We start from the raw sequence: 15,365 nt of genomic DNA, 5'->3' as shown, positions 1-15,365 counted from the left end.
GCGCCACCCGAAAAGCCCTGCTACTTTTGCCGTCCCTAAACCACTCAGTTTAGTACCCAGAGAGGTGGCAGAGTGGTCGAATGCGACGGATTCGAAATCCGTTATACCTGCAAGGGTATCGGGGGTTCGAATCCCCCCCTCTCTACAGCCGGCTTCTTCTTTCGCGGGAAGAAGCTGGTTTTTAGTTTTACGCGAGCCGAGTCAGAGAGCTGGCAGAGTGGTCGATTGCGGCGGTCTTGAAAACCGTTGAGGGTTAAACCTCCGGGGGTTCGAATCCCTCGCTCTCTACAAGAAAAAGCCCCGTTTGCACATCGCAAACGGGGCTTTTTCGTTACGGCCGGCCGCTAGCCGCCGCGTGCTGCTGCCTACCTGATCTGCTGGCCAGCTCCCGGCCGCTGAAGCAGCCCGCGGCTGAGCTTCCTGCTTTTGTTTGCCTAAATTGGGTACTCTATGACACGGTGTCCCGAATTTCTTGCTCCGCAGTGCAGCCAGCCGGTGCCTGCGCGTGCCTGCCTGCTCAGCGCCTTGTTTTGGCTGCTGGGCGTGGTGGCCGGTCTGGCGGCTCCTACCGAGGATACGCTGCGCATCCGGCCAAACGTAAATGAGCTGTACGTTTCCACGGCTTCCTACAGCGTGCTGGAAGATCCCTCGGGTCGCCTGACGCTGCGCGATATTCTTCAGCCGCGCTACAATGCCGGCTTTCTGCCGGGCAATCTGACTTCGGGCGGTAAGCCCTCCGGCAACATTGAGCACACCCGCTCGGCCTACTGGCTGCGGATTCGGGTGCGCAACGAGGCTCCGGATCAGAATCACTGGTTTCTGGAGATGTTCGACTCGCACATCAACGACCTGACCTTTTACCGGGCCGATGCGCAGGGCACCTACCACGGCGTGCGCACCGGAGCCGACCTGCCCTTCGCATCGCGGCCCTTTGCCTACAAAAACTTCCTGTTCAGCCTGCAAGTGCGGCCCGGCCAGACGCATACCTACTATCTGCGGCTGAAGTCGGACTCCAAAACCAGCTTTCTGGGGCGGCTGCGCAATGAATCCATGCTGGCCGCGCACTTTCAGAGCGAATACGGGCTGCTGGGCGGCTTCTATGGCGTGCTGCTGATTATGGTGGTGTACAACCTGTTCATCTTTCTCTTCATTGGCGAGCGAACCTACCTGCGCTACGTGCTGTACGTGCTCAGCTGCAGCCTCTTGTTCCTGTCGGAAGACGGGCTGGGCTTTGAATACCTGTGGCCCCGGCTGCCCTGGCTGAATCAGGTGGTGAATGCGGGAGCCCCCATTCTGCTGCTGGTCACGTTCAGCTACTACGCCCGTCATTTTCTGGATGCCCCGCAGCGCCTGCCCCACTTCGACCCGTGGGTGCGGGCCGTGGTGCTGCTGAGCGCGGGCCTGCTATTGCTGGACACGCTGTTCGTTAAATCCGGCTTCAGCTTCTGGCTGTATCTGCTGCCCTACGGGATGCTGTATTATGCCGCCTTGCTGGTGTACCGGCAGGGCTTTCGGGCGGCCCGCTTCTTCCTGATTGCGCAGGCACTGGTAGCGGTGAGCTTGTTATTTCTGATTACCAGAAAGTTAGGGGTTGACTTTATCAATACGCCGTTCACGGTGTACAGCATGAACGTGGCGTTTGTAGTGGAAGTGGCGGTACTTTCCTACGCGCTGGGGGAGAAGATCAAGGCCATCAAGGATGCCACCATCCGGACGCAGGAGCGGCTGGTGAAGCAGCTCCACAAAAAGCACCAGGCCCAGGACCGGCTGGTAGAGCAGCTGCGGCAAAACCAGGAGCTGAAGGACCAGCTCAACTCGGAGCTGGAGGAACAGGTGGCGCGGCGCACCGAGAAGCTGCGGCTGCAGAGCGAAACCATTGCGGCCCAGAACCGCGAGTTGCAGCAGGCCAACGGGCTGCTGGCCCTGCAGTCGGCCGCCATCAGCAAGCTCAATGGCGAGCTGCAGCACGATTTGCAGCAGGTGCAGACGGCGCGGGTGCTGTCCAAGGAAGTGGATTTTGGCGAGTTCAGCCAGATTTACCCCGACAAGGATGCCTGCCTGCGCTACCTGGCCGATCTGAAGTGGGCCGCCGGCTACCGCTGCCGCAAGTGCGGCCACGAGAAATACTGCGATGCCCGCGAGCCGCACGCCCGCCGCTGCACCAAGTGCCGCTACGTAGAGTCGGCGACGGCCTATACGATGCTGCAGAAGTGCAAGTTCTCCATCATCAAGGCCTTTTATGCGGTGTTCCTGATTTACACCCACAAGGGCAGCTACTCGTCACAGGAACTCTCGCGGGTGCTGGAGCTGCGGCAGGGCACCTGCTGGAGTTTCAGCCAGAAAGTGACCGAAGCCATGCGCCGCCGCCGGCAGGCCGCCGGCTACGACGAGCACGAAGGCTGGACCCACATTCTGCTGGATGCCACCGGCACCTCGGAAGAAGACCAGCCCATCCTGCAGACCGAACATTCGTGAGAAGGGAAGGTTGGCTCTGCTGGTATCAGTTTATTTGAAAAAAAAGCGTCTGTCCAGACGCTTTTTTTGATTGTTTTTTAGCCGTTGGCTCAACGGCGATGGGAGCGGAGTAAATATGCCGATTTCAGTATAAATGCCCCATTTGTGCGTGTGATGTAAGTGTGTAGGCGAAATGTGAAGTATGTGAAAAAATGGCTCTAATGGCCTGATAGGATGGTTTTTGTGGTTGCGTTTCCCGTAGAAGGATTGATACATTTGGGTCTCAACCTCCGCTCCATGGCCCCATCCAATCCCACCCTCCGCGCTTTGATGCGCGTACCTGGCTTCCGCGTATCCAACTCTGCGCCCTGCTCCGTGCGGGTAGTGCGGACGCTGCTCGTAGCTGCCGCCCTGGGATGCTGGAGCAGCTGCCAGCGCCCCGCCAGTACCGGCGTGGCGACGGCCCCCACGGCGCTGTCCATACCGGCTGCAACCGGTGCGGCTGGTCGCGCCGCACTGCCGCCGGCAGTAGTGAGTGAGCGGGTGGCCGCGTTGCTGGCCCAGATGACGCTGGAGGAGAAGATCGGGCAGATGACGCAACTGGCCAACACGGTCATCAACCCCAGCGGCGTGCAGCGCGACGTAGCTCTGGACTCGGCCAAGCTGGTGCCGCTGATCCGGGATTTTCATGTCGGCTCTTTCCTGAACGGGGAAGCCGTGCCCGCCGCACAGTGGGTGAAATACTCGGCGGCGCTGCAGCGCATTGCCATGCGCGAGTCGCGCCTGCACATCCCCATCATCTATGGCATCGACCATATGCACGGGGCCAGCTACGTGGCCGGCACGGCCATTTTTCCGCACAATATCAACCTGGGGGCCACCTTCAACCCCGACTTTGCCCGCCAGATGGCCCGCGCCACGGTGCTCGAATCGGCGGACCTGGGGCACCACTGGGTGTTTGCACCGGTGCTAGACCTAGGCGTGAATGCCTACTGGCCCCGCTTCTACGAAACCTACGGCGAAGACCCGCTGGTAGCCGCCACCATGGGCGCGGCCTTCGTGCACGAGCTGCAGGAAAACAAGGAAATTCTGCCCTACAAGGTGGCCGGCTGCGGCAAGCATTTCATCGGCTACTCCGACCCGCGCAACGGCTGGGACCGGACCAATGCCATGATTTCGGACCAGCGGCTGGAGGAGTTTTTCCGGCCCTCGTTTCAGGCCGCCATCGATGCGGGCCTGCAGACGATGATGATCAACAGCGGGGAAATCAACGGGGAACCGGTGCATACCTCCCGCCGCATTCTGACCGATCTGCTGCGCACCAAGATGGGTTTCAAGGGCGTGGCCGTTACCGACTGGGAAGACATTATCCGCCTCGTGCGCATCCAAAAAACGGCCCCCAACGAGAAGGAAGCCACGTTTATGGCCATTGATGCCGGCGTGGACATGGCCATGACGCCCTACACGACCACCTTTTGCCGCTACGTGAAAGAGCTGGTGCAGGAAGGCCGCCTCAGCGAGGAGCGCATCAACCTGTCGGCGGGCCGGGTGCTGCAGCTAAAGGTGGATCTGGGCTTGTTTGAGAACCCCATGCCGCGCACCGACCGCCTCAGCCGCGTGGGCGACCCGGCGCTGAAACAGCAAACCGTGGAAGCGGCCCGCGAGTCCATTGTGCTGCTGAAAAATGAGGCCAACGTGCTGCCTCTGGCTCCCGGCAAAGTCCGGCGGCTTCTGGTGGTGGGCCCCTCGGCCGACTCCCGCGCCAACCTGGCCGGCGGCTGGACCCTGGCCTGGCAGGGCCGCCCCGAAGCCGAATACCCGAAAGAAGTACTGACCCTGTACGCCGCCCTGCGGCGCGAATACCCCAATGCTCAGGTGGAAACGCTGCCCTACCGCGACGCGGCCGGCAAGCCGCTGCTGAGCAGCATTTCGGCCGCCGCCCGCCGGGCCGATGCCGTGGTGCTGGCCTTGGGTGAGCGGCCCTACACCGAAGGCCTGGGCAACACCAGCGACCTGACCCTGCCCGAAGACCAGCAGCAACTGGTGCGCGCGGCCCAGGCCAGCGGTAAGCCCACGGTGCTGGTCGTGATTGGCGGCCGGCCCAGCATTATTCGGTCGGTGGCCGAGAAGTCGGCGGCGGTGCTGTGGGCGGGGCTGCCGGGCTTCGGCGGCGGGCAAGCCCTGGCCGAAATCATCAGTGGCAAGGTAAATCCGAGCGGGAAGCTGCCGTTCACGTACCCGCAGTTTGCCGGCCATATCTCGCCCTATCATCATGATAACAACGAGAACAGTCTGGAGCTGAGCGACTTCGGGGCGGGCTTTGAAAACCGCGGCCCGAAATACAAGAGTACCATGCTCACCGACTTCGGCCAGGGCCTGAGCTACACCACCTACCGCTACGCCACGCTCCAGCTCAGCGACTCCGTGGTGAATAACAACGGCCGGGTGCGGGCCACCGTGCGCGTGACCAACACCGGAACCCGCGCTGGCAAAGAGGCCGTGCTGTGGTTTCTGACCGATGAGGTCGGCCGCATTACTCGTCCCGTGCGCCTGCTCAAGCACTTCGAGAAGCGCGAGCTGCAGGCCGGCGAAAGCCGCGAAATGGTCTTTGAAATCAACCCTGCCCAGCACCTGAGCTACCCCAACGCCGAGGGCCAGGCCCAACTGGAAGACGGCTACTTCACCCTGCGCGTGGGCGACCAGTCGGCGCGGTTCCGCTACGTGGGCGCTACGGCTTCCACCGCGCCCGCGTCTGGCCAGAGCGCCGCCGGCTCCCGATAAAATTAGCTGGCAACCAGTATCTTACCGTTGGTCGGGCGCTGCGCTGCTTTCCCCTCATCTGCCCCACATTTCCAAATTCCTACCCATGACCCCAACTAATTACTCGCGCGGCGTGCTGCGGCACGCCTGGCTGCTGGCCGCCTGTAGTCTGCCCGCGCTGGCCGCGCCGGCGCTGGCGGGCGGGTCGGTGCCGCCGCTGGCGGTGGCTGGCCTCCGTGTAGTAGCCGATGTGCCCGTTTCCGGGCGCGTGACCCAGGCCAACGGCGAGGGCCTGCCCGGCGTGACCATCATCGTGAAAGGCACCACCATTGGTACTTCTTCCAATGCGGATGGCGGCTTTTCGCTGTCGGTGCCCGAAGGTAGTACGCTGGTATTCAGCTACGTGGGCTACGTGCGCAAAGAGGTAGCCCTGACCGGCGCCACCAGCAGCCTGACCGTGATGCTGCAGGAAGATGCCAAGGCGCTGAGCGAAGTGGTGGTGGTGGGCTACGGCACCCAGGAGCGCACCAGCGTGACCGGGGCCGTGTCGTCGGTATCGGGCAAGGACATTGCCTCGCAGCCGGTTTCGGACCCCACGCAGGCCCTGCAAGGCCGGGCAGCGGGCGTAACGGTGACCCAGAACTCGGGCGCGCCGGGCGGTGCGGGCGGCACCTCGGTGCGGGTGCGCGGCATCACCTCGGCCGGCAACAACTCGCCGCTGTACGTGATTGACGGCTACCCGCTGCCTTCGAGCGATGCTAACGGCAACGGCGTGGAAAACCAGCTGAACGCCATCAACCCCAGCGACATCGAGAGCATTGATGTGCTGAAGGATGCTTCGGCCACGGCCATCTATGGTCTGCGGGCTGCCAACGGCGTGGTTATCATCACCACGAAGCGCGGCAAGGCGGGCACGGCTACGGTCAATCTGGATGCGTACATGGGCATTCAGAGGGTGTGGCGCAAGCTGAGTCTGCTGAACGCTGAGGAATACGCGGTAATCAATAACGAAAGCCGCATTGCCAAAGGCGACGCGCTGCTGCCCCAGCTCCGCGACCCCAAAGCCCTGGGCGAGGGCACTAACTGGCAGGATCAGGTATTCCGGCAGGCCTCCATTCAGAGCTACAATCTGTCGGCCACGGGCGGCAGCGATAAGGCCCGCTATGCCGTGTCGGGCGGCTATTTCAAGCAGGACGGCACCATCATCGGCTCGACCTTCGAGCGGTTTACACTGCGGGCCAACGGCGACGTGCAGCTGAACAAGATCCTGAAAATCGGCAACAGCATCTCGCTCACCCACCTCACCGACCGGCAGGTGGATACCGGCGGCAGCGAGTTTGGGGTGCTCAGCAACGTGCTCCAGATTCCGGCCACGCTGCCCGTGTACAACTTCGACGGCACTTGGTATGAGCCCGGTCTGGGCGACGGCTACGTGGAGCCGAACCCCGTGCTGCAGGCGCTCATCACCAACTCCAAATTCACCCGCAACCGCGCCCTGACCACGTTTTTTGCCGAGCTGGAGCCGCTCAAAGGCCTCCGCTTCCGCACCAACGTGGGCGCCGACCTGATTTTCGACAATGGCAACGCCTTCACGCCCTCGCTGGGGCCCAACTCGCCGCGCAATGCGCCGGGCACGGCCAGCGCCACGGCCTTCAACAACTACAACCCCAGCTACCTGATTGAGAATACGCTGAGCTACGACCGCACCATCGGCGAGCAGCACCAGCTCACGCTGCTGGTGGGGCAATCGGCGCAGCAGTTTACATACAGCACCATCTTCGCGGGCCGAGCCGGTTATTCAAGCAACACGCTGCAGCAGATTGATAACGGCCCCATCAATGCGCTGCTCGGCAACGGCGGCTTCGTGAGTGCGCCCGACCGGCTGGCCAGCTACTTCGGCCGCGCCAACTACGAGTTCGGGGGCAAATACCTGTTTGCTGCCACCGCCCGCTACGATGGCAGTTCGGCTTTCGCGCCGGGCCGCAAGTTCGGCTTCTTCCCCGGCGTATCGGCGGGCTGGCGGCTGAGCGAGGAAAGTTTCATCAAGGATATCAGCCTGATTAGCAACCTGAAGGTGCGAGCCGGCTGGGGCCGCGTGGGCAACCCGCTCAACGCGGGTCGCTTCGCCTACCTGGCCAATATCAACTCCGGCATCACTTATCCATTTGGCCCCACCAGCGCGCAGGGCACCCAGAACATCGTGACGGGGGCCGCGCCCACCAAGCTGCAAAACCCGGATCTGCAGTGGGAAATCAACGAGCAGACCAACGTGGGCATTGATGTGGGCATTCTGCAGAACCGCGTGGAAGCCACGCTGGACCTGTATAACCGCCGCTCGCCCAACCTGATCAGCCTGGTGCCGCCGGCCAAAACCTCGGGCACCTACGAGCCGGTGAATACCAACGCCATCGACTCGTATAACCGCGGCCTGGACCTCTCGGTGACCACGCGCAACCTGACCGGGGCCAACAACGGCCCGACCTGGACGACTTCGCTGGTGTTTTCCACCTACAAGAGCCAGATCGACAAGCTCGGCGTGGCCGTGCCCTTCAACGGGCTGGCCGACCGCAACGGCAACGCCATTGTGCGCTACGACCAGGGCCAGCCCTTCGGCTCGTTCTACGGCTACGTGGCCGATGGCCTGTTTCAGACTGCGGAAGACGTGGCCGGCCACGCCAGCCAGCCCGGCGCGGCTCCCGGCGATATTCGCTTCCGGGACCTGAACGGCGACAACGTCATCAACGACTTGGACCGCGACTTCATCGGCGACCCCAACCCGAGCTTCAACTACGGCATCACCAATACGGTGGCCTGGCGCGGCTTCGATTTGAGCGTGTTTCTGCAGGGCTCGCAGGGCAACGACGTGTATAACCTGAACCGCTTCTACACCGAAGGCGGCCTGACCACCAACGGCAACTCCAGCACCCGCGTGCTGAAGCGCTGGACCGGCCCCGGCACCAGCAACGACGTGCCCCGCGCCATTGCCGGCGACCCGAACCTGAACCTGCGCATCTCCAGCTACTTCGTGGAAGACGGCTCCTACATGCGCATCAAGCTGCTCACCGTGGGCTACACCATTCCCAAAACCATCCTTAGCCGCGTGGCCGCCCAGAGCCTGCGCCTGTATGTGAGCAGCCAGAATCTGCTGACCCTGACCGAGTACATGGGCTTCGACCCCGAAGTAGGCCCCGGTGGGGTTGATCGGGGCGTGTACCCACAGTCGCGCGTGTTTCTGGCGGGCCTGAACATCGGTTTCTAAGCCGGCTGCGCCCGTTTCGCTGCTTTTTCCCACCCCAGCTTTTTCTTCCCACCATGCCCTCGACTACCCACAAAGCCGCCGGTACTCTGCTGGCCCTGAGCCTGCTGCTCAGCGGCTGCGGCAAAGATTTCCTCGACGTGAGCCCTACCAACTCCGTGACGGATGAGAACTTCTACCAGAATGAAACCGACGCCATTCAGGCCGTGAATGCCGCGTATGCCGAGCTGAGCCGCGGCGGCCAGTACAACTACGCCCTGTGGGGCATCGGCGACATCATGTCGGACAACTCGACCACCGGCGGCGGGGGCGGGGGCGACGGCATTGAGGAGCAGCAGCTCGACTTCTTCAACATTCCGGCCAGCAACCCCATGACCACGCGCCTGTGGAATGGCTGCTACGTGGGCATTGGCCGCGCCAACTTGGTGCTGGCCCGCGTGCCGGGCATCGTAAACATGCGGGCTGACATTCGGAAGCGCTGCCTGGGCGAGGCGCAGTTTCTGCGCGCCAAGTACTACTTCGACCTGGTGCGGGCCTACGGCGACGTGCCGCTCATCATCACGCCTCCCACCAAAACCGAGGACTCGCAGGCCCCGCGCACGCCCGCCGACCAGGTATATGCCCAGATCATAACGGACCTGAAGGCCGCCGCCGACGCGCTGGACGACGCCTACTCCGGCGACGACCTGGGCCGGGCCACCAAATGGGCTGCCAAGGGCCTGCTGGCCAAAGTGTATCTCACCCAGGGCAACCTGCCCGAAGCCGCCGCCCAGGCCCGCGCCGTAATTGCGGGCAGCGGCAAAAGCCTGTGGGCCGACTACGGCGACAACTTCAAGCTGGCCAACGAAAACGGCAAGGAGTCGCTGTTTGAGGTGCAGTATATAAATGGTAAGAACGAATACATCTTCGACGGGCTGGGCTTCGTGGGCAACGAGTTTTTCGGCCCGCGCGGCCAGAAGCTAACCCCCCAGGGCGGCTACGGCTTCAACGTACCCGAGCAGGAGTTTGTGCAGGGCTACGAAAACGGCGACAAGCGCCGCGACGTGACCATCTGGAAGCCCGGCGACGTGTATCCGGCCGGCTCCGCCACCGACGCGCAGCCGGCTTCGCTGCAGGGCTCACCCTTCGGCTACAACTGCAAGAAGTGGTTTGTGGGCAAAACCAACACCCGCGTGTGGGACTCGCCCCTGAACTTTCCGGTGCTGCGCCTGGCCGAAGTGTACCTGATTCTGGCCGAGGCGGCCGGCCCCACGGTGGGGCCGGACGGCGGCCTCGAAGCCATCAACAAAGTGCGCCGCCGCGCCTTCGGGCTGCCCATCGATGCGCCTTCCACCCGCGACCTGACGGTCAATACGCCCAACTTCAAGCAGGCCGTGATTCGGGAGCGGCGCTACGAGCTGGCCTTCGAGGACGACCGGTGGTTTGACCTGAAGCGCACCGGCGACCTGCTGACGCTGCCCGCGCTGCAGGCCAAGGGCGTGAAAAGCTTCAACCTGCTGCTGCCCATTCCGCAGACCGAGCGCGACGCCAACCCCAACCTGACGCAGAACCCCGGCTACTAACGCCGCCGCTCATTTCTCCGCTGCTTTTAACGACCAAGGATATGAAGGTTTTTTTGCGCAATGCCGCCGGGCTGCTCCTGCTGGGCCCGCTGCTGTTTGCTTCCTGTAAGAAAGAAGACGATTTCAATACGCTGAGCGGGGAGGTGCCCACGTCCGACTTCACGGTGGAGCTGAATACCAGCCAGTTTCCGATAGTGGCCACCTTCACCAGCACCACGCCCAACGCCTTTCTCTACCAGTGGAACTTCGGCGACTCGCCGGAGCTGGGCAGGGGCGAGAAAGTGACGCACACCTACAAAGTGGCTGGGGCCGTGACCGTGCGCCTGACCACCGCCGGTGCGGGCGGCACGGGCACCACGGCCGCCAAGGAAATCAATATCCCCTCGGCCTGCCCCAACGCCGCCTATGCCGTGCTGACGGCCTGCGCGGGCTCGGGCGCCACCACCTGGACGCTCTCCACTCAGCCCCGCGCCATCGTGCGGTTGGCGGCCAATGGCACGGAGCTGTCGGCTTCGGCCGCGCCGCTGCCGGCCTGCCAGGCCGATGACCAGTTTTCCTTCGCCAGCACCTTTAGCTACAGCTACGACGCGGGGCCCGGGACCTACGCCAACGGCGCGTGCGGCCCGGCCCGCACCGCCAACTCCGACTTCATCTATCGGCCCAACGGAGCGCTGGGCCAGATTGTGCTCCAGGGCAAAGGCAGCTTCATTGGCCTGCCCGACTCGGTGGTGAACAAAACCTATGACATTCTGGAAGCCACGCCCACCCGGCTGCGCCTGCAGGGCACCCACCCCGATGGCACCAAGACCATTACCACCTACATGCCCCAGCTCTCGCAGCTCGACCGCGCCAAGCAGTTGCTCACCGGCGGCTCGTCGCGCACCTGGGTGCTCGATAATACCAAGGCCGCGACCATCGTGGTAGGCCCCAGCGATGCCGACCCAACCGGCTACTACGCCGGCGGGGCCCTCGGCTCATTGCCGCCCTGCCAGGCCGACGACGAGTACACCTTCACCACGGCCAACGTCTTCACCTACGATGCCAAGGGCCAGACTTTCGTGGCCGGTAATCCGGGCTCGTGCCAGGCACCGCAGTCGGGCACTTCGTCCTTCACTTTCACCGCCGCTTCGGGCGCGGGCATTGCCCAGATCGAGCTGACGCCTCCCGCGTTTATCGGCATCACCGACCACGCCAACAACAAGTACCGCATTCTGGAAATCAATGACCAGACCATGCTGCTGCGCGTGGGCCCACCCACGGGCGGCGTGGTGCACACCATGAAGCTGCGGGTGAAGTAAGCCCGCCGCTGTTTTCTCTACTCTGTTTTCCCCTCTTCTGCATGAAAAATTTCCTGTCATTTCCCCGCTTCCGGCTCAGGCCCGTGCTGGGCCTGGCCCTGACGCTGGGCTTGCTCAACTGCACCAAAGACCCGGAAAAGGTGCTGCCGCCCGCCCCGGCCCCGTCGGCCCCCGTGACCGGCAACGAGGAAGCCCGCGACTACAGCGCCTACACTGACCTGGCCTGGAGCGACGAGTTCAACGGCGCGCTGCTCGACGACACCAAATGGACCTATGAGATAAAGGATGTCTGGTTCAACGACGAGCTGCAGGCGACCACCAACTCGGCCAAAAACCTGTTCCTCAGCAACGGCCTGCTCAACATTCAGGCCCAGAAGGAGCGCTACAACAACCGCGACTACACCTCGGCCCGCATCATTACGAAGGGCAAGAAGGACTTCGGCTTTGGCCGGCTCGATGTGCGCGCCAAGCTGCCCAAGGGCAAAGGCATCTGGCCCGCCATCTGGATGCTGGGCTCGAACGACGGCGTGGTAAGCTGGCCGGCCTGCGGCGAAATCGACATTATGGAGCTGCGCGGCAGCCAGCCCAACGTCAACATCAGCACCCTGCACTTCGGCACTTCGGTGGCTGACCACCGCGAGAAAACCACCACCAAAGCTCTGGCCAGCGGCGACTTCTCCGACGACTTTCACACCTTCACCCTGATCCGGAGCAAGGACAAGATGCGCTTCTATCTGGACGGCGAGCTGTACTTCACCGTCACGCCCAGCGACGTGTCGCCTTATCCCTTCAACAACCTGTTCTACGTGATTCTGAACGTGGCCGTGGGCGGCAAGTTTGATGGTGACCCCGACGCCAGCACCGTATTCCCGCAGCGGATGCAGGTGGAGTCGGTGAAGTTCTACAACTACAAATAGCCGAAAAATCAGGCCCTGACACCGGCCCGGCAGTGGGAAAAGGCCGGGCCGGTGGGAGGGCCACCAACGCGGAAAAGTCGCGCTGGGGTGGGTGCGGGCCGGGCTGCCGTGTGGGTGGCTGCCCGGCCGCGCCCGCCGAGCGCAACGGGCCGCCGGGCCCGGTTACACGCCCGGTTTTCGCTCCCGCAACCGACGTTTCTCCCATTTCTTTCCCATCAGTTCCCACCTTTTAATCCTTTTTAGTATGCACAACTTTACCCGGAAGCTTATCCTGCTCGGGGCCCTGGCGGCCTTTGGTCAGACGGCCGTAGCGCAGGTGCTCTACGAAAACTTTGAAACCGTACGGCGCGTTTCGTACCCCTTCGTGAGTGGCGTATTCACGCAGAACCAGGCCAACCCGGCCAGCAATGCCGTGAACAGCAGCCCCACCGTGGGCAAATACGTGCGGGCCGCCTCGCAGCCGTTCGATGTCATCGTAATTAATCCGCTGGCTCCGCGGCTGGCCGATGCCACGCCTTACCTGAACGGCACGAAGAAGATTACCATGAAAATGTACAGCCCCGCCGCTGGCCGGGCCGTGCAGATTGTGGTGCAGGACAAAACCAAATCGGCCACGGGCTACCCCAACGGCAACTTGGGCGGCACCTTCGATGCCGTAACGACCGTAGCCAACGCCTGGGAGACGCTCACCTTCACCTATACGGCCGGGGCCGGCGGCACCTTCGACCCCACCGTGCGGCCCACCGATGCTGACCAGCTGGTAATGCTCATTGAGCCCAACACGGCCAGCGGCGCTACCTACCACTTCGACGACCTGATGGGCCCCGAGCTGGTAGCCGCCGCGCCGGTGGTAGATCAGCTCTATGACAACTTCGAAAACGTGCGGCAGCTGAACTACGTGCGCAGCAAAACCAGCGGCGGCTTCAACTCCGATACGGTGAACAATGCCCCTTCGGCGGCCAACAACAGCGCCCGCGTGGGCCGCTACACCCGTAGCACCGCCCAGTTCGACGTGCTGGTGGCGCGCCCCAAGCAGCGCCCCGCCGATGTTTCGGCCTACCTGACCAATGCCAAGCAGATGACCATGAAGGTGTTCAGCCCGGCGGCCGGCATTCAGTTTCAGATTACGATGCAGGACTCGACCCGTGCCGGCGCCACCAACTACCCGCTGGGCCGCCACTCCGAGTACATTGCCGTTACTTCGGCCGTTAATGCCTGGGAAACGCTGGTGTTCAACAACATCAGCCGCCCCGACGCTACCATTTCCTCGACTTCGGTGAATGAGCTGGTGCTGCTTATCGCGCCCAACACTTTCGACAAGCGCCGCGTGTACCTCGACGACTGGTACGGCCCCACGCTGCTGAACACCACGGCCACCACGGCGGCCCGCCTGGCCGGGGCCGAGCTGGCTCCGTGCTGGCCCAACCCCGCCACCAACCACACCAGCCTGAGCTTCTCGCTGAGCAAGCCCGCCGCCGTCACGCTGGCCGTGTACGATGCCCAGGGCCGTCGCGTGGCTGTGCCGCTGGAGCAGCAGCTCCGGCAGGCCGGCACCCACACGGTTTCGCTGCCTACCGCTGCGCTGGCGGCCGGTCTGTATCATTGTCGGCTGGAGCTGAACGGCCGTGCCGTGAGCCAGGCGCTGAGCATTGTGCGCTAAAAAGCCCGCTGCCTAAGCTCTTATAGTACCCGTGCCGGCCGATCATGCAGCGGCTGCCGGGGTTTTGAGGCCGGTTTCGTGACCCCAGTGGCCAACGAACCGGCCTCTTTTCGTAGTATAGCACTTACAAATCGGCTTTCCGCCCTCATCTTCCTCAACTTATGGCGCTCATAACCTCCCAGCCCCGTAGCGGCTCTGCCCCAGCCCCGGCCGAAGCCCCCGGTGCTTCGCCTTCCTATACCTCCGCGCTGGCCTCGCTCACGGTGCTGTTCTTCATGATGGGCTTCATCACCTGTCTGAACGACATTCTGATTCCGTACCTAAAGGGCTTGTTCACGCTGAGCTACGCCAAGGTGAACCTGGTGAACTTCTGCTTTTTCGGGGCCTACTTCGTGATGGGCGTGCCGGCCGGGCAGGTGGTGAAGCGGCTGGGCTACAAAAAAGGCATGCTGCTGGGCTTTCTGATTGCGGCTGTGGGCTGCTTTCTGTTTTATCCGGCCGCTGAAAGTCGCACGTTCGAGCTGTTTCTGGGGGCGTTGTTTGTGCTGGCTACCGGCATCGTAACGCTACAGGTGGCCGGCAACCCCTACGTATCCATCCTGGGCCCGCCCGAAACGGCTTCGTCGCGCCTCACCCTCACCCAGGCATTCAACTCGCTGGCTACGTTTATCGCGCCCATTCTGGGCTCCTGGCTTATTCTGTCGCACCTGCCCGACCTGAAAACGCTCACCCCGGCCCAAACCGCCAATCTCGACGTGACGGCCGTGCAGAACCTGTACCTGGGAATCGGGGTCGTGCTGGTCCTCATCAGCCTGGTGCTGAGCTTTCTGAAGCTGCCTCACATTGCCCACGAGCCCGCCCCGGCCGGCGACACCACCAAGGCCTGGCACTACCGCCACCTGCTGCTGGGCCTGGTAGGAATTTTCTGCTACGTTGGGGCTGAAGTGGCCATCGGCTCCCACATTGTGAGCTACCTGGGCCAGTCGGAGGTGATGAACATGGCTGCCCGCGACGCGGGCGTGCAGGTAGCCTTCTACTGGGGCGGGGCCATGGTGGGCCGCTTTCTGGGCATCGGGGTACTGCGCAACTTCAAGCCCGGCCGGGTACTGGCTTTCAATGCTCTCGTGTCCATTCTGCTGGTGCTGATTTCGGTGAATACCACCGGCGTGGTGGCCATGTGGAGTCTGCTGGCCGTGGGGCTGATGAACTCGATTATGTTCCCGGTCATCTTCACGCTGGCCGTGGCCGGACTGGGCCGGCATACCGAAGATGCGTCGGGGCTGCTGTCGGCGGCCATTGTGGGCGGGGCCATCATTCCGCCGCTGTTCGGCCTCATTGCCGATAGCCAGAGCGGTGGGGGCGGGGTGCATGCGCTGCGGCTGGCCTTTGTGCTGCCCATGCTGTGCTACGCCTACATTGTGTGGTATGGCCTGCGCGGCAGCCGCCGCCAGGCATAGA

The 15,365-nt window shown here is 63.1% G+C and carries 8 protein-coding genes and 2 tRNA genes; all 10 read left to right on the top strand.

Translation table 11 applies throughout. The features are described 5' to 3' along the window. Window positions 1–58 precede the first annotated feature (58 nt). The 10 genes from BUB62_RS08775 to BUB62_RS08730 all read left to right on the top strand — a co-directional run bounded on the left by BUB62_RS08775 (window position 59) and on the right by BUB62_RS08730 (window position 15,364). Window positions 59–145, top strand: a tRNA-Ser gene (locus tag BUB62_RS08775). 58 nt (window positions 146–203) lie between these two features. Beyond that, window positions 204–288: transfer RNA gene (locus tag BUB62_RS08770), tRNA-Ser, on the top strand. Between the two features lie 162 nt (window positions 289–450). Continuing rightward, entirely contained in the window at window positions 451–2,475 is a 2,025-nt protein-coding gene (locus tag BUB62_RS08765; RefSeq protein ID WP_084538946.1) for a 7TM diverse intracellular signaling domain-containing protein, read from the top strand. Window positions 2,476–2,751: 276 nt separating this feature from the next. Beyond that, window positions 2,752–5,235, top strand: coding sequence for a beta-glucosidase family protein (locus BUB62_RS08760; RefSeq protein ID WP_159437429.1), 2,484 nt, complete (start codon window positions 2,752–2,754; stop codon window positions 5,233–5,235). 85 nt (window positions 5,236–5,320) lie between these two features. Continuing rightward, window positions 5,321–8,473, top strand: coding sequence for a SusC/RagA family TonB-linked outer membrane protein (locus BUB62_RS08755; RefSeq protein WP_084538944.1), 3,153 nt, complete (start codon window positions 5,321–5,323; stop codon window positions 8,471–8,473). Between the two features lie 53 nt (window positions 8,474–8,526). After that, window positions 8,527–10,032 (top strand): RagB/SusD family nutrient uptake outer membrane protein, encoded by a 1,506-nt coding sequence (locus BUB62_RS08750; RefSeq protein ID WP_073108862.1) that lies wholly within the window; start codon window positions 8,527–8,529, stop codon window positions 10,030–10,032. A 41-nt stretch (window positions 10,033–10,073) separates the two neighbouring features. Next, complete coding sequence (locus tag BUB62_RS08745; protein WP_073108859.1) at window positions 10,074–11,330, top strand: PKD domain-containing protein; 1,257 nt, start codon at window positions 10,074–10,076, stop codon at window positions 11,328–11,330. Between the two features lie 41 nt (window positions 11,331–11,371). Further along, window positions 11,372–12,247: a glycoside hydrolase family 16 protein gene (locus BUB62_RS08740; protein WP_073108856.1), complete on the top strand. Its 876-nt coding sequence runs from the start codon at window positions 11,372–11,374 to the stop codon at window positions 12,245–12,247. 244 nt (window positions 12,248–12,491) lie between these two features. Beyond that, window positions 12,492–13,907: a T9SS type A sorting domain-containing protein gene (locus tag BUB62_RS08735; RefSeq protein ID WP_073108853.1), complete on the top strand. Its 1,416-nt coding sequence runs from the start codon at window positions 12,492–12,494 to the stop codon at window positions 13,905–13,907. A gap of 161 nt (window positions 13,908–14,068) precedes the next feature. Next, window positions 14,069–15,364, top strand: a complete 1,296-nt coding sequence (locus BUB62_RS08730) for a sugar MFS transporter (RefSeq protein WP_073108850.1) — start codon at window positions 14,069–14,071, stop codon at window positions 15,362–15,364. Window position 15,365: the final 1 nt, after the last annotated feature.

Source organism: Hymenobacter daecheongensis DSM 21074 (assembly GCF_900141805.1).
Classification (GTDB): domain Bacteria; phylum Bacteroidota; class Bacteroidia; order Cytophagales; family Hymenobacteraceae; genus Hymenobacter; species Hymenobacter daecheongensis.
Note: the sequence above shows the minus strand (reverse complement) of the source record. Positions and strands in the feature narration are given on the sequence as shown.